This is a genomic window from Aggregatibacter sp. oral taxon 458 str. W10330, assembly GCF_000466335.1.
Taxonomy (GTDB): Bacteria; Pseudomonadota; Gammaproteobacteria; order Enterobacterales; family Pasteurellaceae; genus Aggregatibacter.
In genome coordinates this window covers 1-22,622 of record NZ_KE952605.1, presented here as the reverse complement: position 1 = coordinate 22,622, position 22,622 = coordinate 1, and the positions used below count along the sequence as shown (strand labels likewise).

Below are 22,622 nucleotides of genomic sequence, written 5' to 3'. Positions count from 1 at the left end.
ACTATGAAACTCAATCCGCAACAACAACAAGCCGTGGAATATGTGTCCGGCCCTTGCCTCGTTTTAGCCGGTGCAGGCTCTGGGAAAACGCGCGTCATCATCAACAAAATTGCTCACCTGATTGGTAAGTGCGGTTATCTTCCAAAGCAAATCGCCGCCGTCACTTTCACCAATAAAGCCGCACGTGAAATGAAAGAACGTGTGGCACAGTCCATTGGTAAGGAATCCTCCAAAGGGCTCATTGTGTCCACCTTTCACACCCTTGGGTTTGACATTATTAAGCGTGAATACAAGCACTTAGGTTTTAAAGCGAACATGACGCTGTTTGATGAACATGATCAAATGGCGTTGTTAAAAGAGCTCACTGCTGATCTGTTGCAGGAAGACAAAGAGTTACTACGTACGCTAATTAATCGTATCTCCAACTGGAAAAATGATTTATGTAGCCCGCAACAAGCAATGACATTGGCGCGTGATAAGCAAGAACAAACCTTCGCTCATTGTTACGACCGCTATAACAAACAACTGCGTTCCTACAATGCTTTGGATTTTGATGATTTGATTATGTTACCGACCCTACTGTTCAAACAGAATGCCGAAGTGCGGTCAAAATGGCAAGAGAAAATTCGCTATCTGTTGGTAGATGAATACCAAGACACCAATACCAGCCAATATGAGTTGATTAAGTTGTTGGTAGGTGATCGTGCGCGTTTCACGGTGGTGGGTGACGACGATCAGTCTATTTATTCTTGGCGTGGTGCTCGCCCGCAGAATATGGTGCGGTTACGCGATGATTTTCCGGCGTTACGGGTGATTAAACTGGAACAAAATTACCGTTCCAGCCAACGCATTTTGCATTGCGCCAATATCCTCATTGATAACAACGATCATGTTTTCGACAAAAAACTCTTTTCCAATTTAGGCGAAGGGGAAAAGTTACAAATTATTGAAGCGAAAAATGAAGAACATGAGGCAGAACGTGTCGTGGGCGAACTGATTGCTCACCGTTTTATCGCCAAAACCCATTATCGCGATTATGCCATTTTGTATCGTGGCAACCACCAATCACGCTTGCTGGAAAAAATCCTGATGCAAAACCGTATTCCATACAAAATCTCCGGCGGCACATCCTTTTTCTCCCGTGCGGAAATTAAGGACATGATGGCGTATTTGCGTTTGGTGGTGAATCAAGATGATGATGCGGCGTTTTTGCGCATTGTGAACACGCCAAAACGGGAAGTCGGTACGGCAACACTGGAAAAATTGGGTTCGCTGGCACAAGAAAAACATGTCAGCTTATTTGAAGCGATTTTTGATTTTGAGCTGATTCAGAGGGTCACCCCGAAAGCCTATGATGCCTTGCAAAAATTCGCCCGTTGGATTGTGGAATTGAATGACGAAATACAACGTTCCGAACCTGAACGCGCTGTGCGCGCCATGCTGGCTTCATTACATTATGAAGAATATTTATACGAATACGCCACCAGCCCAAAAGCGGCAGAAATGCAGAGCAAAAACGTGGCGACGTTGTTTGATTGGGTTGCTGATATGCTCAAAGGCGATGAATTTAACGAACCCATGAATCTGAACCAAATCGTCACCCGCTTAACGTTGCGCGATATGTTAGAACGCGGCGAAGAGGAAGATGACAGCGATCAGGTACAATTAATGACGCTCCATGCCTCCAAAGGGTTGGAATTTCCGTATGTGTTTTTAATCGGCATGGAAGAAGGTATTTTGCCGCATCAAACCAGCATTGATGAAGACAATGTGGAAGAAGAACGCCGTTTGGCGTATGTGGGTATTACTCGTGCGCAGCAGAATCTGTGGTTTTCTCTGTGCAAAGAGCGACGCCAGTTCGGCGAATTGATTCGTCCGGAGCCAAGCCGATTCTTACTGGAGTTGCCGGAAAACGATTTGCAGTGGGAACGGGATAAACCGCCGTTAAGCGCCGAACAGCAACAGGCAAAAACGCAAAGCCATATTGCCAATTTACGGGCGATTTTACGTGGGAAATAATCTGTGAATGTGATACTTGAAGTTGTCGAGAAATCGCACAACTAACTTGATTTCAAGCACTTTTCAGAAAAAATAATTTGACTTATTGTCATAAATCCGTATTATACCGCCCACAAACCGATTGTGGTGAGATGGCCGAGTAGGCTGAAGGCGCTCCCCTGCTAAGGGAGTATGGGGTCAAAAACTCCATCGAGGGTTCGAATCCCTCTCTCACCGCCATTTGTTTAATTTGTCTCGCACCCGTAGCTCAGCTGGATAGAGTACTCGGCTACGAACCGAGCGGTCAGAGGTTCGAATCCTCTCGGGTGCGCCATTTTAAATCGACTCTATTGTTTAAAATGGTCTGAGTAAATTAAACATCAACTACGCACCCGTAGCTCAGCTGGATAGAGTACTCGGCTACGAACCGAGCGGTCAAAGGTTCGAATCCTTTCGGGTGCGCCATTTCATTTTAGTTTCTCAATTCTTACTTTCTTTCCAGAGAAAAATGTCTAATAATGGGCTGTCGCCTGACTTGAGGTGATATTTTCAAACCATTGTGGAGAAAAAAATGAAAAAACTATTAGTTGCAGTATTATTATCCGGTTTTGCAATGTCCGCATCTGCTGGCTTATCTAAAAGCTGCGAAGCATATTTTGCTGAAATTGATTCTTTTGTGAGTGCAGCACCTGCAGCACAACAAGCGATGTTGAAACAACAATATGACGCAAGCAAACAACAATTATCTGCTTTGCCAGAAGCTGCACAAGAGCAAGCTTGCTCCCAAGCAACTGAACAATTAAAACAAGCTAAAGCGGCAATGGGCAAATAATTCAGCTTTTTGTTTTTCTCAAAGACCCAACAATTGTTGGGTCTTTTTTATGGACGAGAGTTAAGATTCGGCTAATAAACGTTGAATGAGTTTGGCATTTGCCGGAGGGAATTGACCGGCATCCAGTTCGTTTTGTGCCAACCAGAAACCTTCTTGTCCTTCACGCCCAAAGGGCTCACCAACCCATTCTTCAACCAGATAAAAAAAGAAAGAAATCACTTTGGTTGGGTATTCAAATTCAAAACGCTCAAACAGCTGAGCCTTTAACACGACAATACCGATTTCTTCTTCCAGTTCCCGTTTTAATGCCTGTTCCGGTGTTTCGCCTTTATCAACCTTACCGCCAGGAAATTCTAGGGACTGTGCAAAGTCTTGCCCTTCTAAGCGTTGAGTTAAATAAATTTGACCGAATTCGTTACGAATAATCCCGGCTACAACCTGTACAAGCGGCTTCCTCATTTTTCCATCCTTCACTGAATCTTCATGAAAAAAAGTGCGGTTAAAAATTTCATTGTTTTTCTAACCGCACTTTTATTTATTTCCAATTAATGTTTGGCACGACTACCGTGGCAATGTTTGTATTTTTTACCGGAACCACATGGACAAGGTTCATTACGCCCGATTTTATGGTGTTCTTCCACCGCATTTTGAGCGCCTTGTTCATCCTGTGATTCTTCATTGTGATACTGCATTGCCGCGGCTTCGCGTTGCGCCAATTCTTGGCGTAAACGCTCTGCTTCTTCCATTTCCTCTTGTGTGCGAACTTGGACGCGGCTTAAGGTAGTGATCACACTTAATTTCAAGGCATCCAACATTTCGGTAAACATTTGGAAAGACTCTTTTTTGTACTCTTGTTTCGGATCTTTTTGTGCATAACCGCGTAAATGAATACCACGGCGTAGGTGATCCATTGCAGATAAATGTTCTTTCCAAAGTTCATCTAGGGTTTGTAACATCACGCCTTTTTCAAAATTGCGCATGGTTTGTGCACCGGCCAATTCTTCTTTGCGTTTATATTCATCAGTAGCCGCTTGAATAATACGCTCACGCAAGGTTTCTTCATGCAGATGATTGTCTTCATCCAGCCATTTGCTGATAGGTAGATCCAGCGCGAAATCTTGTTTTAAACGTTGCTCCAATGCCGGCACATCCCATTGTTCTTCCAGTGATTGTGGCGGAATGTATTGATCGATAACGCTGTTGAATACGTCCTGACGAATCACATCGATAGTATCGGAAATATCGTCATTTTCTAACAATTCATTGCGTTGTTCATAAATCGCATGACGTTGGTCATTTGCCACATCATCAAATTCAAGTAAGTTTTTACGTCCATCGAAGTTGTGTGCTTCCACTTTGGCTTGTGCGGAGGCAATGACTTTTGCCAATAGCTTGGATTCCATGGCCTCGCCAGGTTGACTGAAGGCTTTGCGCATCATGTTAAGCTTGCCTTCATTGAGGTAAATACGCATTAACGCATCGTCTAAAGATAAATAGAAACGGGAAGAACCCGGGTCCCCTTGACGACCGGAACGACCGCGCAACTGGTTGTCGATGCGACGGGATTCGTGGCGTTCAGTACCGATAATGTGCAGCCCACCGGCTTGTTTTACAATGTTATGGCGTTCTTGCCATGCGGCTTTGATTGCCTCAATTTGTTCCGGCGTTGGATTTTCCAGTTTATCCACTTCCGCTTTCCAGTTACCTCCCAGCACGATATCGGTACCACGACCCGCCATGTTGGTGGCGATAGTGACGGCTCCCGGATACCCTGCATTCGCGACGATTTCCGCTTCTTGTGCGTGGAACTTGGCGTTCAACACATTATGTTTAATGCCAGCTTTATTCAACGCATTAGAGAGTAATTCGGATTTTTCAATAGAGATTGTGCCCACTAACACCGGTTGGTTACGGGCAACACAATCTTTGATGTCCTCAATAATGGCGTTGAATTTATATTCTTCTGTTTCAAACATCACATCGGTGCGATCGTCACGGATCATCGGACGATTGGTTGGAATTACCACGGTTTCTAAGCCGTAAATTTTTTGGAATTCAAAGGCTTCCGTATCCGCCGTACCGGTCATCCCCGCTAATTTCTCGTATAAACGGAAGTAGTTTTGGTAAGTGATAGAGGCGACAGTTTGGTTTTCGCTTTGAATGCGAACCCCTTCTTTGGCTTCGATGGCTTGGTGTAAGCCGTCCGACCAACGACGACCTGCCATCGTACGACCGGTGTGTTCATCGACGATAACAATCTCGCCATCCTTCACGATGTAATCCACATCACGTTCAAATAAAGTATGAGCGCGCAATGCCGCCATCACGTGGTGTAACAAAGAAATTTTAGATGGTGAATAAAGAGATTCGGTGTCTTTCATGAACCCATGTTCAATTAACCATTGTTCGCATTTTTCTTGCCCACGTTCGGTCAAGTAAGCTTGTTTGGTTTTTAAATCCAACGTGTAATCGCCGGTACCTTGATATTCTTCGGTATCTTCTTTGTCTTGTTTAATTAAGACAGGAATCAATTTGTCGATAGCCATATACAGTTCGGAGCTGTCTTCTGCCTGACCGGAAATGATTAACGGCGTACGCGCTTCGTCGATTAAGATGGAGTCCACCTCATCCACTAACGCATAGTAGAGATCTTTTTGAAAACGCTCTTGCGGGGCGTGCGCCAGGTTGTCACGCAAATAATCAAAACCTAGCTCGCTGTTGGTGGCATAAGTAATGTCCGCGGCGTATGCTGCGCGTTTTTCTTCCGGTGACATGCCCGGCACGTTTACGCCGACAGTCAGACCTAAAAATTCGAATAATGGACGGTTGGTTTCCGCATCGCGGCGGGCAAGATAGTCATTCACGGTAACCACATGCACGGCTTTGTCCGGTAATGCGTTCAAATAGCATGGCAACGTCGCGGTTAAGGTTTTCCCTTCACCGGTACGCATTTCAGCGATACAGCGACTGTTAAGCACCATACCGCCGATAAGTTGCACGTCGAAATGACGCATGCCAAGCACACGTTTACTGGCTTCACGCACGGTTGCGAATGCTTCCGGCATTAAACTTTCCAAGGTTGCGCCTTGTGCTAAACGGTCACGGAATTCCGCCGTTTTGGCTTTGAGTTGTTCATCGCTTAAGGCTTCGTATTCCGGCTCAAGTTTATTAATTTTGACGACGATTTTATTGAGGCGGCGCAAAACACGGTCGTTACGGCTGCCAAAAATTTTAGTTGCAATAGTTCTAAGCATAATTCTTTCTTTTTTAAAAATAAAAACAGATAAATGAAATCGTTTAATGACATTAAACGACGGAATAAATAAGACAATTGAGACTAAATAAATACCGGTCCGGCACGAATTGGTGCATGAGAAATAAACGGTGAGCGTGAAAAGTGCGGTTCGTTTTGGGAGAGAATTTCAACTGCCGGTAAGGTCTGTTGCGGTTGACATTGTTGCTGGCGGGTTTGTTGTAATAACGACACCGCCGTTAAAATTTGAGGCGCATTTTGTTGTTGCGTATTTTGATAGTTTTCATTACCAACAGCGGCAGGATAATTCAGTTCCTGCGTTGCGGGCAAAACAAAAATCGCCAGCATGCCGAGGAGCAGTCGCGACCAAAAATTGTGTTTGCTTTTGTTGGAAATAATCATAAGGATTTCACTATCAAAAAATTGTCGGTATTGTAGCGGAATTTCGCTACAATGTCATAAATATTAGGGCGGAGAAGCGGAAAACAAGGCAATGCGTTATCAAAAACCGATCAATATTCACACTTTATTGCAAGATTCGCCATTGGCGAAAATGATGCAAAAAGGCGTTCGACTGAATGAACTAAATCAGCAAATGAAAGCGTTCTTTCCTGCGGAATTTGCCGGGCTGTATCGTATTGCGAATATTGAGCAACAGAGTTTGCGTATTGAGGTAGCCAACGCCATGGTTCGCCAAAGTTTTTTGTTTCGTCAACAGGCATTATTGAGCGTTATTCAGCAGCATTTGCCGGAAATTACCGAGTTAATTTTTTACATTAACCCTGAATTTCGTCCTGAGTCATAAAAGTGCGGTGTCTTTTTCAGGCGTTTTAACGGAGCTGAGATGAAAATAGGGAAGTTAGCCAAAGCGGTGGGCTGTAGTGTGGATGCCATTCGATTTTATGAGCAAAAAGGCATCATGCCACGCCCGCTACGTTCTGCAGGTGGTTTCCGTTTATACACGGGCGAGCATGTACAGCGCTTGTCATTTATTTGTTATTGCCGATCTTTGGATATGTCCCTGGAAGAAATCAAATTGCTCTTGAGTTTGGACGCCGCATCGGAACAACAAAAGACGGAAATTAATCAATTACTCGATCGACATATTCAAGACATCGCCAAGCATATTCATCGTCTGCAACATTTACGCATGAATTTGTTGCAATTAAAACAGCAATGTGGCGCATCGGAACAGCAGAATTTATTGCAGATCTTACAGCGTAGCCATGCGAAGTTCAGACCGATAAGATAACCACCGAAAATGTATAAAACGTAACTTGGGGCGGTAGGGGAAAAGATCTATACTATTGGCCTGATTTACTTTTCTCGGAGTTGTTATGCCGGATCGTTCTCCTAATATCACAACACATGATCCTTTCGGCAGCTTGTTGGGTTATGCGCCCGGCGGTGTTGCCATTTATTCTTCAGACTATAATACGGCAGATTCGCAGGAATACCCTGACGATGCCGCTTTTCGTAGCTACCTGGGTGGCGAATACATGGGCTATAAGTGGCAATGTGTGGAATTCACCCGTCGCTATCTTTACCTCAATTACGGCATGGTCTTCACTGATGTGGGCATGGCGTACGAAATTTTTTCCCTGCGTTTTCTACGCCAAGTGGTGAATGACGCATTGTTACCACTACAAGCCTTTGCCAATGGTGGAAAGCGAGCGCCGGAATGTGGTGCGTTGCTGATCTGGCAGGAAGGTGGCGAGTTCAAACACACCGGCCATGTGGCGATTATCACCGAGGTGCTGACAGATAAAGTTCGCATCGCAGAACAAAATGTGATTCACTCCCGCCTGCCGAGCGGTCAACAATGGACCCGTGAATTGCCAATGACGGTAACAGAGGACGGCTATCGCTTACAGGATACCTTTGATGATACAGAAATCCTCGGTTGGATGATTCAAACGGACAACGAGGAATTCAGCCTGCCACAACCAATGCCGGCGCCGAATAAACTCAACATTTGTGCAAAACATATTGAGAATCAAGGGCAGTTTTCAGCAAACTGGCTGGATGAAACAAAACCGTTAGAGGCGGCGTACGTTAAAGCAATGCAAGGGCATCGAGTGAATCATGGTGATCAATATCGTTATTTTGCGCTTTCCGAAAGCGCACAACATGAACTGATTCGCGCTACGAATGAATTGCATCTCATGTATTTGCACGCTACCGACAAAGTCCTCAAAGACGATAACTTATTGCAATATTTCAACATCCCAAAACTGCTTTGGCCTCGCCTGCGGTTATCTTGGCAAAATCGTCGTTATCAAACCATCAGTGGACGATTAGATTTCTGTCTCGATGAGCGCGGTTTGAAAGTGTATGAATACAATGCTGATTCCGCCTCTTGTCATGCTGAAGCGGGCGCAATCTTGCCTCGTTGGGCGACACAAGCCGGCCTCACTGCGGGGCATGATCCGAGCGAAGGTTTACTTAATGCGTTGGCAGATACATGGAAACACAGCCATGCGACATCGTTAGTCCATATTATGCAGGATTACGATGCTGAAGAAGATTACCATGCCCTGTTTATGCGTGATGCCCTGACACAAGCCGGTTTTAAAACGAAGATTATTCACGGCACGGAAGGCCTCCACTGGGATACACGCGGACAATTATTAGACGATGAAAATCAGCGTGTCCAAAGCGTATGGAAAACCTGGGCGTGGGAAACCGTGCTGGAACAATTACGTGAAGATGCGACAGGGCGTGAAGTCGCTCCGCCGATTCGCACCGGTTATCCGGAAGATAAAGTGCGGTTAATTGACGTGTTACTTCGCCCGGAAGTATTGGTTTATGAACCTTTGTGGACAGCTATTCCAAGTAACAAAGCCATTTTGCCGGTGTTATGGTCGTTGTTTCCAAATCACCGTTATTTGTTGGAAGCAGGATTTGAACTGACACCAGAACTAATTAAAAATGGCTATGCACAAAAACCCATTGCCGGTCGTCGTGGGGATAATGTGAAACTCATTGGCGAATGTAAAACCGTGTTAGATAGCACAAACGGTCGTTTTGATAAACAGGAAAACATTTACCAGCAACTTTGGTGTTTGCCGAAAGTAGAAGATCAATATGTACAGGTATGCACTTTTACCGTAGGTGGACATTATGCCGAGAGTTGTTTGCGTTCCGACCCGACTCGGGTGATTGTCGGCGATAGCGATATGCAGCCGTTACGTATATTTAACGACAAGGCATTTATCACTGATTAAGCCATCAATGGATCTTGAGACTGTTCTTTAGGCATTTGAGTCATAAAAATTTTGGAAAGAATGTTCGAATCTTTGATCAAGATAACAGTTTTTAGGTAGAAATTCTCATAGAATAGAGACAGTCTTTATTTTTAGTACTTTTAACACAACGAGGTGATCTATGACTGACTTAAGTAAAGTGATTAAAGAACTTGAAGCACTTGGTATTCATGATATCAAAGAGGTTGTTTATAACCCAAGTTATGAACAATTATTTGAAGAAGAAACCAAACCGGGCTTAGAGGGTTTTGAAAAGGGTACGTTGACCACAACCGGTGCCGTGGCTGTGGATACCGGCATCTTTACCGGTCGTTCACCGAAAGATAAATATATTGTGTTGGATGACACCACAAAAGATACCGTTTGGTGGAATTCCGATGCAGCGAAAAACGATAACAAACCAATGACCCAAGAAACTTGGGCAAGCTTGAAAGGCATTGTGACTAAACAACTTTCCGGTAAACGTCTATTTGTGGTTGATGGTTTCTGTGGTGCTAGCGAACAAGACCGCATTGCGGTACGTATCGTGACTGAAGTGGCATGGCAAGCACATTTCGTGAAAAACATGTTTATTCGTCCGACAGAAGCTGAATTAAAAGATTTCAAACCAGGTTTCGTGGTAATGAATGGTTCTAAATGCACCAACCCGAATTGGAAAGAACAAGGTTTGAACTCTGAAAACTTTGTTGCATTTAACTTAACTGAACGTGTTCAATTAATCGGCGGTACTTGGTACGGCGGTGAAATGAAGAAAGGGATGTTCTCCATGATGAACTACTTCCTTCCACTTAAAGGCGTGGGTGCAATGCACTGTTCCGCTAACGTAGGTAAAGATGGCGATGTGGCTGTATTCTTCGGCTTGTCCGGTACCGGTAAAACTACCCTTTCTACCGATCCAAAACGTGAATTAATCGGTGATGATGAACACGGTTGGGATGATGTGGGTATCTTCAACTTTGAAGGTGGCTGCTACGCGAAAACTATTCACCTTTCTGAAGAAAACGAACCGGATATTTATCGCGCAATCCGTCGTGATGCGTTATTAGAAAACGTGGTTGTGCGTGCAGATGGTTCCGTTGACTTTGATGACGGTTCCAAAACAGAAAACACCCGTGTGTCTTATCCGATTTATCACATCGATAACATCGTTAAACCGGTTTCCCGTGCAGGTCACGCAACGAAAGTAATTTTCTTAACCGCAGACGCATTCGGGGTATTGCCACCGGTTTCTAAATTAACACCGGAACAAACTAAGTACTATTTCTTATCTGGCTTTACTGCAAAATTAGCGGGTACAGAACGTGGTATTACCGAACCAACCCCAACCTTCTCTGCGTGTTTCGGTGCAGCATTCTTAACTTTACACCCAACTCAATATGCGGAAGTGTTAGTTAAACGTATGCAAGCGGCAGGTGCGGAAGCTTACTTAGTGAACACCGGTTGGAACGGTACAGGTAAACGTATCTCTATTAAAGATACTCGCGGTATTATCGATGCTATCTTAGATGGCTCTATCGAAAAAGCCGAAATGGGCGAATTACCAATCTTCAACTTGGCAATTCCTAACGCTTTACCAGGTGTTGACCCAGCTATCTTAGATCCGCGTGATACTTATGCAGACAAAGCACAATGGGAAGCGAAAGCGAAAGACCTTGCCGGTCGTTTCGTGAAGAACTTCGAAAAATATGCAACAAATGCTGAAGGTAAAGCATTAATTGCTGCAGGGCCTAAAGCCTAATCTTCTGATATGTTGTAAAACGCTGTATTAAAAAATAAATTGGACGGCCATCACATCATGAATGTCATGGCCGTTTTTTTACACTGAATTCAATTAACAGAAACGCCTAGTTATCTTGAAACCAACTGGACGTTAACGTATCAACATCAAAAACTTGCCCAATTAACGGCGTCAAAGGATTTAACCCCAACTTCTGCGCCATCGGAATGCTTTGTAATACCGGCTCATTCCATGCGTGTAATGCCAAAGGATAAGCGCCCCAGTGAATTGGCATAAATCGTTTTGGATTTAATTTAACGGCCAATTCAACCGTTTGATGAGGAAATAAATGGTTATCCGGCCAACGCTCATCATATTGTCCATTTTCAATGAAAGCGATATCAAATCCGTTAAAACGTTCGGCGATCACATCAAAATGCTGACCATAAGAAGAATCACCATGGAAATAAAACCGCTCTTCTTTATGTTGAATCACAAAACTGGCCCACAGTGTTCTACTATTATCAAATACACCGCGCCCGGAATAATGGCGTGCAGGCAGTGCGGTATAACGTACCCCGTTATATTCCACACTGTCCCACCAATCTAACTCAGTAATTCGCGTTGGTGCCACACCCCAGCGTTGTAATAGCACGCCAATTCCCAGCGGTACAATAAAATGGCACTGGCGTTTAGCAAGAGTGCGTATGCTTTTCCGCTCAAGATGATCGTAATGATTATGAGAAATCAGCACGACATCAATTTCCGGCAATGCTTCAAGTGGTGCAGGCGGATCTTGGAAACGATGCATCATCACTGGCATAGGCGAGGCACTTTTGCCAAAAAGCGGATCGGTCAGAATCGTTTGAGTGCCAAGACGCATCATCAATGTTGAATGACCAAACCAAATAAAGCGACCTTTGGGTGCCGGAGCAAAAAAGGTTGTCCAATCTGGCTTAAGAATGGGCAATGGCTCAGGAGGATGCAACGATTTTTCCTGAAAAATGAATTTCCACATTGCACTGGCAGCGTGAACCGGTCTCCTTGCTTCAGCATTAAAAAAAGTGCGGGTATGAGGATCGAAATGATCACCGGCAGGATAAGGAGGATAACGCTTAGCATAAAGCCGGCACCCCATTCGACCTGCGAGATCGCCAAACATTCCCCGTTGCTTTTAGTGTGTCATCGTTACCATGTCAATGAATCCATCAATGTTTCCATTATATGCCAACTTTTCTGAAATAATCGCTCAGCGAATGAAATAAAATCACGTGACCCCTCAGGGTAACAAGTATAAAAAAATACCTGTTTCCGGCATGGTAATTTGAAAATAAGGCATTTTTACCCATTAGCGGTGCTCACGTGGTTCGCCTTGAAGTCTTTCTTTTTAAAAAGAAAAGAGTAAGATTGAGCGTAATTTTGAATAACGAGGATAGCCTCCGTGATGAAAAGGCATCATTTACGTACACCCAAGCAAGGCATAACGAAAATCTTTAGAAAAAAAGGCAAAATGCTGTCGAAACCCTCTTTAAGTTTTTCGCAAACAAAGGTGATTTTATTTAATAAGCCTTTTGATGTGCTCAGCCAATTTACCGATGGTGAGGGTCGTGCCACCTTAAAGGATTTTATTGATATTCCTGATGTGTATCCTATTGGGCGGTTGGATAAAGACAGCGAGGGCTTACTTCTCTTAACGAATAACGGAGAAATTCAACATCGTTTGGCGAATCCGCAATTTAAAATGGCGAAAACGTATTGGGTGCAAGTGGAAGGCATTCCGAACGAAGAGGCGTTGGAACAACTGCGTAAAGGCGTGTTGTTAAAAGATGGCATGACACAACCGGCGAAAGTGCGGTCGATTTTGCCGCCGGATTTTTTATGGGCGCGTGTGCCACCTATTCGTGAACGGAAGCAGATTCCAACCTCGTGGTTAGAAATTCAAATTCACGAGGGAAAAAATCGACAAGTCCGCAGAATGACTGCCCATATTGGTTTCCCTACATTACGTTTAATTCGTTATCGGCAAGCCGGCTTTGATGTTAAAAATTTACTGCCGAAAAGTTACCGCACTTTAACGACAACCGAGCTTCAACAACTTTATCACTTACTGGAACTGACCGACTAAAACCATGACAGACTTAACACAATTTATTGCCGATTTTACCCAAGACAGCCATGTCTTCATTTTCATTAAAATCCTCTTTGCCATGGTGCTTGGGGGAATTATCGGCTTAGAAAGAGAACTCAAAGCCAAACCGGTGGGCGTGAAAACGTGCATGATTATTGCGGTGACGACGTGCGTGCTAACCATTGTCTCCATTCAATCTGCCGAGCATTATGCCCAAGTGTCTGAAAATATCCGCACCGATCCTATGCGGTTGGCGGCACAAGTAATCAGTGGAATCGGTTTTCTTGGCGCCGGAGTTATTTTGCGTAAACACAATGACGCCATTTCCGGTTTAACCACAGCGGCCATCATTTGGGCGGCGGCAGGTATTGGTATTGCGTCAGGTGCGGGATTTTATTTTGATGCACTTATTGCCACGATGATGATCCTTGTTGCCATTCGCTTAAGTCCGTATGTGCATAAATGGGTTCGCCGCCACGAAAAGAAAGGAAAAACACGCATTAGCGCCACGCTTTCTTCCGCTGAAGCCATTGGTCAATTTATCTTGTTATTAAAAGCACATCATCATCTTATTGAAAATATGAATATTAAAGATCAGGGCAACGGTGAAACAAAATTAACGCTCCGTTGTGCAATGAATAATAAAGAAACCGCACATGAATTATATGCATTATTAAAACAATCACCACATATTCTTCATTTAGAAGTCGAGAATTAACCATTCCGAATAATTAGCAGAATATCATCATGTCATTGATGGGATATAAAAAAAGAGTTGATATATCAACTCTTTTTTTATGCCGATTTATTCGGGCGTATCTTTGACTAAAAATTGAAACTCAGGGGTTAATATGCTTTTTAAATCGTTTTCATAAAATGACAGGGTCAATTCTTTTTCCCCTTCAGCATAAGATCCTAATGCATAGGGCGGATAAACAAACGTAATACCCTCACGAGAAAAATAGACATTTTCACTGACATAGAAATCATCTTTTGACATAAACGGTTCGATAAGCTCACCTTGTTCATTGCGATATTGATTTCTATATCTCTCCCACAATAAAGATTTTAATTTATCTTGTGCGGATTTAACGAAAATATCCTCCACTTTAATTACTGCTTTTTTCTTTAAATCTACAAGGACAAAATCCGTTCCATAAAGACCGTGCGCACCACCGGTATAATTGTGTGAGAAAATGGTAAACGTGGCAATATTTTCTCGTTGCCCTAAATATTCTGTCAACATTTGGGTTTCATAGGCTGACATTTCGTATTCTTTCGCCTCTTTGAGTGCGTCTGCCATGTTATGTTGTAAAAATTCGATAAATTGTTGCTTATTATCGATTTTTATATTTTTATCTACGCCAAACCGTTTAATAACTTCATTTAATAATAACTCGGTTAACCAATCTGAAGACGTTTTTAACGTGGTAATATCAAATTTCACTTGATGCCATTCCTGATCGTTTCCCTCGCTCGTGGAGGAAGGAATTTTTTCTGTTTTTTGAAATAGCACTTCCGGTTCTACGCGAATCATTTGATTTTCCGCTAAATTAGTCACCTGTTTTTGCAAGGTCGCAACCTGTTCATTTAATTGGGCGATTGTTTCTGCTTGCTTTTGGGTGTCTTTATCATGGCAAGCTGTGAGTCCCATCACGCTGGCAACTAAAATGGCGATGAATAATTTTTTCATAAAATTTCTAATCTCCCTGTAAGAGAAAATGGGGGAAGTAAATGTATTTTTGCGTTAAATTTCTACCGCACTTTAAGTGCAGTCGCCATATTTTCCTGTAATTGTTCCAACATGGCATAACGTTTACGGTACATAGAACGCTTATTGCTTGGAATATCGTCCATATTTTTGGTTTCAAAATGCAGTGGTAATTCCCAATAATCTTTTAACGTGCCGGCAGATTCCGCGAAAATCGCATCATAATCCACCACATAACGTTTGCTTTGCACAATGCGGGATTTGTTTTGATACTTATGCGGAATGCCCCACAAAGCGGAATAACCCAATACTTTGGTCAGAGCTTTCATGGCTTCCACCATCAAATAAGCCGGACGCAATCCATGACATTTCTTGGTCAGCAATTTCACCATGTCTTTTGAACCTTCAAAATTCGGCCCTTGAATTACTGCAATTAAAAGCGCCTGTTGCACTTTGCCGAAGGTCAATAAATACACCAATTCTTGGCTTGGTGAATGAATCAATTCCAATGTCCAAAAGCCTTCCATCGGCTGATGTTCGCTAAGCATTAATTTAAGCTCAAAGTCAGGAATCACCTCACCAAAAGAAATGGCGTGTTGCCACAACGGCGGCAAACCAAGTGCGGTCAATTTTTCCGGTAAAAATGTCAGGTTGTCGCACATGGCATCCAAGCGTTGTTTGGCGCTAAAGCGTTTATCCAAAAAACGGTGCGCCAAAGGATAGCTAAAATCCGGGCGGGTATTCAGCAGAGGCACGAGCGACGCGTTCTGATTGACAAAATATTCAAATTTTTTAATGGCTTGTCGGTGAAGAAGGGAACGTAAGCGATAACGTAAACGTTTCATGCGATACGATTTTTTACCTCGATCCGGATACAAAGCGAGAGGATGAGGCCATTGATAAAGAGCGTGTTGAGTCATTGGATGCCACAATCAAAATAGAAATAAAGTTGGTGCGCATTTTCGCATAATCTCCCCTTTTTTGCATTTTTTTGTCGTTTTTTTGCGGTTGATAAAGTATCCTAGCCGGCAATTTATCACCTTGGACACAAAGCACATCATGTCAGAGATTAAACTGAATTATCACAAAACCCATTTTTTAACCAGTTCGCCGAACCTCAAAAGTCTGCCGGAAGACAGTGGCGTTGAAATCGCCTTCGCCGGTCGCTCCAATGCAGGAAAATCAACCGCACTAAATGCCTTAACGAATCAGAAAAACCTTGCTCGCACATCAAAAACTCCGGGGCGTACCCAGCTCATCAATTTGTTTGAGGTGGAGCCACAATGCAAGCTAGTGGATTTGCCAGGCTATGGCTATGCCGCCGTGCCGGAACAAATGAAATTGCAATGGCAACAAGCTCTTGGTGAATATTTGCAAAAACGCGAATGTCTTGCCGGAATTGTGATTTTGATGGACATTCGCCATCCGCTCAAAGACTTGGATCAGCAAATGATTGAATGGGCGGTGGCCTCTGAAAAACCGGTGTTATTACTGCTTACGAAAGCGGATAAACTGAGTCAAAGCGAACGCAGCAAACAAGTCAAAATGGTGCGTGAAGCGATTTTACCGTTCCAAGGTGACATTCAAGTGGAGGCGTTTTCTGCCTTGAAACGCACCGGGATTGATCACTTGGCCGCTAAATTAGATGCGTGGTTTGCACCGGTTTTTGCCTAAAAAAAGCCATTTCTGCGATCTTGATCGCAAAAAAGTGCGGTGTGAATTTCTTTCATTTTGCACTTTTTTTATTTTGACGCTCCGCCTTTTTCTTCTTTCTTCAGCATTACGGAGCCCAATATGTCTTTAGCCATCGTTTACAGCCGCGCCTCCATGGGTGTTCAAGCGCCACTGGTCACCATTGAGGTGCATTTGAGCAACGGTAAGCCAAGTTTTACGTTGGTTGGGTTACCGGAAAAAACGGTGAAAGAAGCCCAAGATCGTGTCCGCAGTGCATTGCTCAATGCTGAATTCAAATATCCTGCCAAGCGCATTACCGTCAACCTTGCCCCGGCAGACTTACCCAAAGAAGGCGGACGTTTTGATTTGCCTATTGCGATTGGTATGATTGCTGCCTTTGGTTATATCGATCCGGAAAAATTAAAACAGTTTGAATTTATCGGCGAACTTGCCTTGACCGGTCAACTGCGCGCTGTGCATGGCGTCATCCCTGCGATTCTGGCGGCGAAACAAGCCAAGCGAAAATGCATTATTGCACAAGGCAATGCCAACGAAGCGTCACTGGTTTCCGAGCAGGAAACCTATTACGCGAATTCTTTATTGGATGTGGTGCAATTTCTTAATGAACAAGGGGAGCTGCCTCTTGCCGGCGACATCAAAACTCAAAGTGCGGTGGATTTTTTCCCTGAAAATCCCAAAGATCTGACAGACATCATCGGGCAACAACATGCCAAGCGCGCTTTAATGATTGCCGCAGCAGGACAGCACAATCTGTTATTTTTAGGTCCACCCGGGACAGGAAAGACCATGCTTGCCAGTCGCTTAACGGGATTACTGCCGGAAATGACCGATCAAGAAGCCATTGAAACTGCCGCGGTGGCAAGCCTTGTACAAAATGAACTGAATTTTCACAACTGGAAACAGCGTCCTTTTCGTGCGCCTCACCACAGCGCCTCCACACCGGCATTGGTGGGGGGCGGTTCGATTCCAAAACCCGGGGAAATCTCCCTCGCACACAATGGCGTGTTATTTTTGGACGAACTGCCTGAATTCGAACGCAAGGTATTAGATGCGCTCCGCCAACCGTTAGAAAGCGGTGAAATCATCATTTCTCGCGCCAATGCCAAGATTCAATTTCCGGCAAGATTTCAGCTGATTGCCGCCATGAACCCAAGCCCGACGGGGCATTATCAAGGCACGCATAACCGCACGTCACCACAACAAATCATGCGCTATTTGAATCGCCTCTCCGGCCCGTTTTTAGATCGTTTCGATTTATCCATTGAGGTGCCATTGCTGCCACAAGGTAGCCTGCAAAATAGCGGCGACCGTGGCGAATCCAGTGCCATAGTGAGAGAGAAAGTCTTAGCCGCCCGTGCCATTCAACTGCAACGTGCCGGCAAAATTAACGCCCATTTAACCAGCAAAGAAATTGAACGAGATTGCAAACTGGAAGAGAAAGATGCGTTATTTTTAGAAAATGCGCTGACCAAACTCGGGCTATCTGTGCGGGCATACCACCGTATACTGAAAGTTTCTCGCACCATTGCGGATTTAGAAGGGGAAAAGCACATTCACCAGCGACACTTAGCCGAAGCTCTTGGCTATCGTGCGATGGACAGACTATTACAGAAACTTTCTAAAGCATCTGTCTAACCAAACGGCAAGACTAAGGCACACCACGCAACAATGGCACTGCGGTATAAGGTGGAATGGAGGTAGGCGAAGGCATTTCGCTAAAGAGAAGCATAAAAGGTTTTGGCGGTGCGATTTTTTCATTTCGCCACAAACTGCCCATAGAAACAAGCTGAACGTCCGCCGGCAAATTGGCGATGCCCGCTTGCAAGACGGCAATGGTATTTTTACGCGGATGCCCGATAGCAATGGCGATACCGTGTTTCTGCGCATATTGCACGGCGGTTTGAAATTGTCGTTGCACATCAGCAAATGCGTCGCTATCGTCTAAAAAGATGTGCCGATCTAACGTCCGCACGCCTTGTTCTTTCGCAATTTTACCTGCCACACTGCGGCCAATGGTACGACTGTCGAGGAAAGCCAAATGACGCTCACTAAGTGCGGTCATTAATTTGGTCATTAAAGGCTCATCTGCCGTAGCCGCACTGCCCATGTGATTGTTCATCCCAATCGCGTTAGAAACAATATTGTGAGCCGTTTGCACCCGATGGCTCACCTCCCCTTGAGACATGCCCAAATGCAAACCGCCGTCTTCAATTTTCATTTTAGACACAGTTTCCATGGGCATATGAATGAGAATATCGCGCCCTTGTTGGAACGCCTGTTGATTACGTTGTTTGGCATAAGGTGCGGCCGGAATAATCGCCACCGACACGGCTTTCGGCATTGCCAAAATTTGTTCGTCTTCTTTTGCGTGATAGCCTAAATCGTCAATCACTATGGCAAGCTTAGCAGAATAGGCAAAGGACGCCGCCAAAAGTGCGGTCACCAACAACAACGTTTTTCTGACTGCTAAGGTCATCGCAACCAACCTAACGGATTCACTGCCACACCTTTGCGGCGAATCTCAAAATATAATCCGCTTTTCGATTGACCGCCGCTATTGCCCACTTCGCCGATTTTCTGTCCGGCTTTCACAAGCTGTCCTTCTTTCACTGCAACCGATTGATTATAGCCATACAAGCTCAAATCGCTCTCACCGTGTTTCACAATCACCATTAAACCGTAACCTTGCAGCCAGTTGGCGAGAATCACCCGCCCGTCGGCAATGGCTTTCACCGGCGTACCGGCACCTGCCGCAATCACGATACCTTTCCAGCGTAATTCGCCCATTTGAGTTGAACCAAAATTGTTCACGACTTTGCCTGCCACCGGAAAACCATATTGTTTTTTCGGAGTGCCTAATCCGGCCGTGCTGTTCAACAGTTGGCGCTCTTGCGCAGTGGGTTGATAAGGCTTGTGATTTTTCGTTTCTTCCGCCTGTTTTTTCTGTGCTAACGCCTCACGCTCACGTTGTTCTTGCTGACGCGCCGCCTGTTCCGCCCGTTGAATTTCTTGGCGTAACGCATTTTCGTTGGCTTTCAGCGCTTCTAATTTATTTTCATCACGCGTTAAGTTTTGATTCAGTTGGTTCAACGTGCTTTGCCGTTCCTTCTGCACTTTTTGCAATTCTTGTTGTTGTTTTTTCTGATCGGCAAGCTGTGTTTGTTGTTCTTTATGTTGTTCTGTAATGGCGGTTTTTTGTTTCGCTAGTTGTTCCTGCGTCTGCTTTAAATCCTCAATTAATGCCATTCGCACTTGATTCAAATGGGCATAATAGGCTTTCATGCGTTCCGCATTTTGCCCTTTATCGGATAGCATCCGCTCTGCCACTGATGGATTCGTGCCGGAACGATAGGCAGAATCCAACTGCTTCGCCAGTTTGGCTTTTTGCTCTTTTTCTTGTTTTTGTAACTGTTTGATTTGTCTATCAGTATCGCTGATCGTTTTGCGAATTTCTTTTAAATCCGATTCCGTTTGACGCAATTTACCAATTACGTTGTTAATCTGATTTTCTTGAGTTTTTAATGTGCTCTGTAGTTTCTGCTGTTCCCGCTTTTGCTGCTCAATTTTCTGTTTTTGTTGTTGAATTTGCTGATGAATTTTTGACAAATTATCCCCTTGCGCAGCAAAAGCCAAAGGCATAACACAGAAAAGTGCGGTCAATATCGGCAGTGTTTTGATGGAAGATGAACGATAGCGAGAAAAAAGCGTCGTTTCTGTTTTAATCTTTCGGCATGAGTTCTCTATCATCATTGCAACCTTTAATATGCTTTCTTTGTCATTAAAAATAAAAACCCACTTTTTAGCATCAGGCTAATCGGCGGGCTTTATATAGCGCATTCGATAGACTAAACCATCCAGCGCGATGAATAAAAAGTGCGGTGGCTTTTTACATTATTTTCGAGCCAACGGTGGAACGAAACAAATACCCATATCCCAAGGCTGTTCGATCCATGTATTTTGTGGAATATCCACCACATAATCATCCACCAATTCCGCGCCGGCCGGTTTTGCAAAAACGGTAACAAAACGGGCGTTCGGATACATTTCGCGAATGGCGCGAGCGGTGTTGCCGGTATCCACTAAATCGTCAATCACGATGAAACCTTCACCGCCATTGTCTAATTGTGCTGCGTGTAACACTTGCAATTCGCCTTGTTTGTCATGATTATAACTGGCAATACACACGGTTTCCACATGGCGAATGCCTAACTCACGGGCCAATACGGCAGCCGGAAATAAGCCGCCACGACTGACGGCAACAATGCCTTTCCATTGAGAAGCGGGAAGTAAGCGTTCGGATAATTTTCGTGCGTGCATATGAAACATATCCCACGTCACAACGTATTTTTCACTCATAAATATTCACCTTTCAGGATTTTTGTGGCGCATAGCCCAAGAAATAAAATGGCGTTAGGATAACCTGAAATGGCATTTTATGCTATTATTTTCACTCATTTTTAAGGAGGAAATATGTCAGAAATACAACAACTCAGTCCGAATTCACTTTGGAAATGGTTCGATCAAATTTGTGCCATTCCGCATCCGTCTTATCAAGAAAATGAACTGGCGGAATTCATTGTGAATTGGGCAAAAGGTAAAGGATTTTATGCAGAACGTGATGAAGCGGGTAACGTTTTAATTCGTAAACCGGCAACAAAAGGTATGGAAAACCGCAAAAAAGTTGCCCTACAAGCCCATTTAGACATGGTGCCGCAAGCTAATGAAGGCAGCCACCATAATTTCGCCACCGACCCGATTTTGCCTTACATTGATGGCGAATGGGTACACGCCACCAACACTACTTTAGGTGCCGATAACGGCATCGGCATGGCATCCACCTTAGCCATTTTAGATAGCGACGATATCGCTCATCCGGATTTGGAAGTGTTACTCACTATGACCGAAGAACGCGGCATGGAAGGCGCCCTTGGCTTACGCGCAAATTGGTTACAAAGTGAAATCATGATCAATACTGATACGGAAGAAAATGGCGAAATTTATGTCGGTTGTGCCGGTGGTGAAAATGCAAACGTAACGTTTCCTATTCAATATGAAAACAACACATTCACACACAGCTATCAAGTGGCGTTAAAAGGTTTGCGTGGTGGCCACTCCGGTTGCGATATTCACACCGGACGCGCCAATGCCATTAAAGTCTTGGCACGTTTCTTAGCAGAATTTTTACAAAATCAACCGCACTTTACCTTTGCCTTGAGCGATATTCGCGGTGGTTCTGTGCGCAATGCGATTCCCCGTGAAGCGTTTGCAACCTTGGCCTTTAATGGTGATGTTGCCACGTTAAAAAGTGCGGTGGAAAATTTCAACGGTTTATTAAAAACCGAATTGGCATTAATTGAACCGAACTTTACCTTGACATTACAAGCTACCGAAAAAGCAGCGCAAACTTTCTCTGTTGCCGACAGCCAACGTCTTATTCATTTGTTGAATGTGTTACCGAACGGCGTGATTCGCAATAGCGATGTGTTAGACAATGTGGTGGAAACGTCATTGAGTGTCGGTGTGCTAAAAACGGAAGAGGCACAAGTGAAAGCCACAATTTTAGTGCGTTCTTTAATTGAAAGCGGTAAAGAATATGTGGCTGCGATGTTAAAATCATTGGCAACATTAAGCGGCGCAAAAGTGGAATTCTCCGGCACTTACCCGGGCTGGGAACCACAAGCACATTCTGAAATTGTGGATTTAACCCATAAAATCTATGCTGAGGTTTTAGGTTATGAGCCGGCAATTAAAGTTATTCATGCCGGTTTGGAATGTGGCTTGTTGAAGAAAATCTATCCGAATATGGATATGGTATCCATCGGTCCAACCATTAAAAACGCCCATTCGCCGGATGAAAAAGTCCATATTCCTGCCGTGCAAATTTATTGGTCGTTAATCACCAAATTATTGGCAGAAATTCCGGTGAAAAACGCATAAAAATAAACAATAACAATCCGCACCTAAAACGTGCGGTTTTTAGGCTCCCCTAAAACTGGTAACCGTGTTTATTTTCATATCACTA

The 22,622-nt window shown here is 44.1% G+C and carries 20 protein-coding genes and 3 tRNA genes; 14 read left to right on the top strand and 9 right to left on the bottom strand.

Annotated features, from left to right (window positions below; all coding sequences use genetic code 11):
- Positions 1 to 3: 3 nt before the first annotated feature.
- The 5 genes from rep to HMPREF9065_RS05050 all read left to right on the top strand — a co-directional run bounded on the left by rep (position 4) and on the right by HMPREF9065_RS05050 (position 2,830).
- Positions 4 to 2,019, top strand: coding sequence for a DNA helicase Rep (rep, locus tag HMPREF9065_RS05030; protein WP_033002538.1), 2,016 nt, complete (start codon positions 4 to 6; stop codon positions 2,017 to 2,019).
- A gap of 125 nt (positions 2,020 to 2,144) precedes the next feature.
- Positions 2,145 to 2,238, top strand: a tRNA-Ser gene (locus tag HMPREF9065_RS05035).
- Positions 2,239 to 2,255: 17 nt separating this feature from the next.
- A tRNA-Arg gene (locus HMPREF9065_RS05040) sits at positions 2,256 to 2,332 on the top strand.
- 54 nt (positions 2,333 to 2,386) lie between these two features.
- Positions 2,387 to 2,463: transfer RNA gene (locus HMPREF9065_RS05045), tRNA-Arg, on the top strand.
- A 106-nt stretch (positions 2,464 to 2,569) separates the two neighbouring features.
- On the top strand, positions 2,570 to 2,830 hold the full coding sequence (locus HMPREF9065_RS05050; RefSeq protein ID WP_033002518.1) for a DUF5339 family protein: 261 nt from the start codon (positions 2,570 to 2,572) through the stop codon (positions 2,828 to 2,830).
- Between the two features lie 60 nt (positions 2,831 to 2,890).
- Here HMPREF9065_RS05050 and mutT read toward each other — a convergent pair whose 3' ends face one another.
- From mutT to secM, 3 genes are all read right to left on the bottom strand, one after another.
- Positions 2,891 to 3,289 carry an 8-oxo-dGTP diphosphatase MutT gene (mutT, locus tag HMPREF9065_RS05055; RefSeq protein ID WP_033002517.1) on the bottom strand — a complete coding sequence of 133 codons (399 nt, stop codon included), beginning with the start codon at positions 3,287 to 3,289 and terminating at the stop codon, positions 2,891 to 2,893.
- An 86-nt stretch (positions 3,290 to 3,375) separates the two neighbouring features.
- Entirely contained in the window at positions 3,376 to 6,084 is a 2,709-nt protein-coding gene (gene secA, locus HMPREF9065_RS05060; protein ID WP_021616029.1) for a preprotein translocase subunit SecA, read from the bottom strand.
- An 83-nt stretch (positions 6,085 to 6,167) separates the two neighbouring features.
- Complete coding sequence (gene secM / locus HMPREF9065_RS05065; protein ID WP_021616028.1) at positions 6,168 to 6,485, bottom strand: secA translation cis-regulator SecM; 318 nt, start codon at positions 6,483 to 6,485, stop codon at positions 6,168 to 6,170.
- Positions 6,486 to 6,576: 91 nt separating this feature from the next.
- Here secM and HMPREF9065_RS05070 point away from each other — a divergent pair, with 91 nt between their 5' ends.
- The 4 genes from HMPREF9065_RS05070 (at position 6,577) to pckA (ending at position 11,087) form a co-directional block, all read left to right on the top strand.
- A complete protein-coding gene (locus tag HMPREF9065_RS05070; RefSeq protein WP_021616027.1) occupies positions 6,577 to 6,888 on the top strand; it encodes a DciA family protein in 312 nt (103 codons plus the stop codon).
- A gap of 39 nt (positions 6,889 to 6,927) precedes the next feature.
- A complete protein-coding gene (locus HMPREF9065_RS05075; protein WP_021616026.1) occupies positions 6,928 to 7,335 on the top strand; it encodes a MerR family transcriptional regulator in 408 nt (135 codons plus the stop codon).
- Positions 7,336 to 7,420: 85 nt separating this feature from the next.
- Positions 7,421 to 9,310: a bifunctional glutathionylspermidine amidase/synthase gene (gene gss, locus HMPREF9065_RS05080; protein WP_021616025.1), complete on the top strand. Its 1,890-nt coding sequence runs from the start codon at positions 7,421 to 7,423 to the stop codon at positions 9,308 to 9,310.
- 160 nt (positions 9,311 to 9,470) lie between these two features.
- Positions 9,471 to 11,087 (top strand): phosphoenolpyruvate carboxykinase (ATP), encoded by a 1,617-nt coding sequence (gene pckA, locus HMPREF9065_RS05085; RefSeq protein ID WP_021616024.1) that lies wholly within the window; start codon positions 9,471 to 9,473, stop codon positions 11,085 to 11,087.
- Between the two features lie 106 nt (positions 11,088 to 11,193).
- Here pckA and HMPREF9065_RS05090 read toward each other — a convergent pair whose 3' ends face one another.
- On the bottom strand, positions 11,194 to 12,228 hold the full coding sequence (locus HMPREF9065_RS05090) for an MBL fold metallo-hydrolase (RefSeq protein WP_021616023.1): 1,035 nt from the start codon (positions 12,226 to 12,228) through the stop codon (positions 11,194 to 11,196).
- 348 nt (positions 12,229 to 12,576) lie between these two features.
- Between HMPREF9065_RS05090 and HMPREF9065_RS05095 the strand changes: the two genes are divergently transcribed.
- Both HMPREF9065_RS05095 and HMPREF9065_RS05100 read left to right on the top strand, forming a co-directional pair.
- The gene (locus HMPREF9065_RS05095; protein ID WP_232209098.1) at positions 12,577 to 13,191 is read left to right on the top strand and encodes a pseudouridine synthase; all 615 of its coding nucleotides are present in this window, start codon (positions 12,577 to 12,579) and stop codon (positions 13,189 to 13,191) included.
- Positions 13,192 to 13,195: 4 nt separating this feature from the next.
- The gene (locus tag HMPREF9065_RS05100) at positions 13,196 to 13,912 is read left to right on the top strand and encodes an MgtC/SapB family protein (protein WP_021616021.1); all 717 of its coding nucleotides are present in this window, start codon (positions 13,196 to 13,198) and stop codon (positions 13,910 to 13,912) included.
- A gap of 87 nt (positions 13,913 to 13,999) precedes the next feature.
- Here HMPREF9065_RS05100 and HMPREF9065_RS05105 read toward each other — a convergent pair whose 3' ends face one another.
- Complete coding sequence (locus tag HMPREF9065_RS05105; protein WP_021616020.1) at positions 14,000 to 14,887, bottom strand: RsiV family protein; 888 nt, start codon at positions 14,885 to 14,887, stop codon at positions 14,000 to 14,002.
- Between the two features lie 62 nt (positions 14,888 to 14,949).
- Complete coding sequence (locus tag HMPREF9065_RS05110) at positions 14,950 to 15,825, bottom strand: VirK/YbjX family protein (protein WP_021616019.1); 876 nt, start codon at positions 15,823 to 15,825, stop codon at positions 14,950 to 14,952.
- A gap of 139 nt (positions 15,826 to 15,964) precedes the next feature.
- Here HMPREF9065_RS05110 and yihA point away from each other — a divergent pair, with 139 nt between their 5' ends.
- Complete coding sequence (gene yihA, locus HMPREF9065_RS05115) at positions 15,965 to 16,579, top strand: ribosome biogenesis GTP-binding protein YihA/YsxC (protein WP_021616018.1); 615 nt, start codon at positions 15,965 to 15,967, stop codon at positions 16,577 to 16,579.
- 120 nt (positions 16,580 to 16,699) lie between these two features.
- A complete protein-coding gene (locus HMPREF9065_RS05120) occupies positions 16,700 to 18,235 on the top strand; it encodes a YifB family Mg chelatase-like AAA ATPase (RefSeq protein ID WP_033002516.1) in 1,536 nt (511 codons plus the stop codon).
- Between the two features lie 13 nt (positions 18,236 to 18,248).
- Here the strand turns inward: HMPREF9065_RS05120 and HMPREF9065_RS05125 are convergent, their stop codons facing one another.
- The 3 genes from HMPREF9065_RS05125 to gpt all read right to left on the bottom strand — a co-directional run bounded on the left by HMPREF9065_RS05125 (position 18,249) and on the right by gpt (position 20,956).
- Positions 18,249 to 19,076 carry a divergent polysaccharide deacetylase family protein gene (locus HMPREF9065_RS05125; protein WP_021616015.1) on the bottom strand — a complete coding sequence of 276 codons (828 nt, stop codon included), beginning with the start codon at positions 19,074 to 19,076 and terminating at the stop codon, positions 18,249 to 18,251.
- A complete protein-coding gene (gene envC, locus HMPREF9065_RS05130) occupies positions 19,073 to 20,239 on the bottom strand; it encodes a murein hydrolase activator EnvC (protein WP_021616014.1) in 1,167 nt (388 codons plus the stop codon). The genes HMPREF9065_RS05125 and envC overlap by 4 nt, the downstream gene beginning before the upstream one ends.
- 252 nt (positions 20,240 to 20,491) lie before the next feature.
- Positions 20,492 to 20,956 (bottom strand): xanthine phosphoribosyltransferase, encoded by a 465-nt coding sequence (gpt, locus tag HMPREF9065_RS05135; protein WP_021616013.1) that lies wholly within the window; start codon positions 20,954 to 20,956, stop codon positions 20,492 to 20,494.
- 114 nt (positions 20,957 to 21,070) lie between these two features.
- On the opposite strand from gpt, the gene HMPREF9065_RS05140 reads away from it, so the two are divergent.
- Positions 21,071 to 22,537, top strand: coding sequence for an aminoacyl-histidine dipeptidase (locus tag HMPREF9065_RS05140; RefSeq protein ID WP_021616012.1), 1,467 nt, complete (start codon positions 21,071 to 21,073; stop codon positions 22,535 to 22,537).
- Positions 22,538 to 22,622 lie beyond the last annotated feature (85 nt).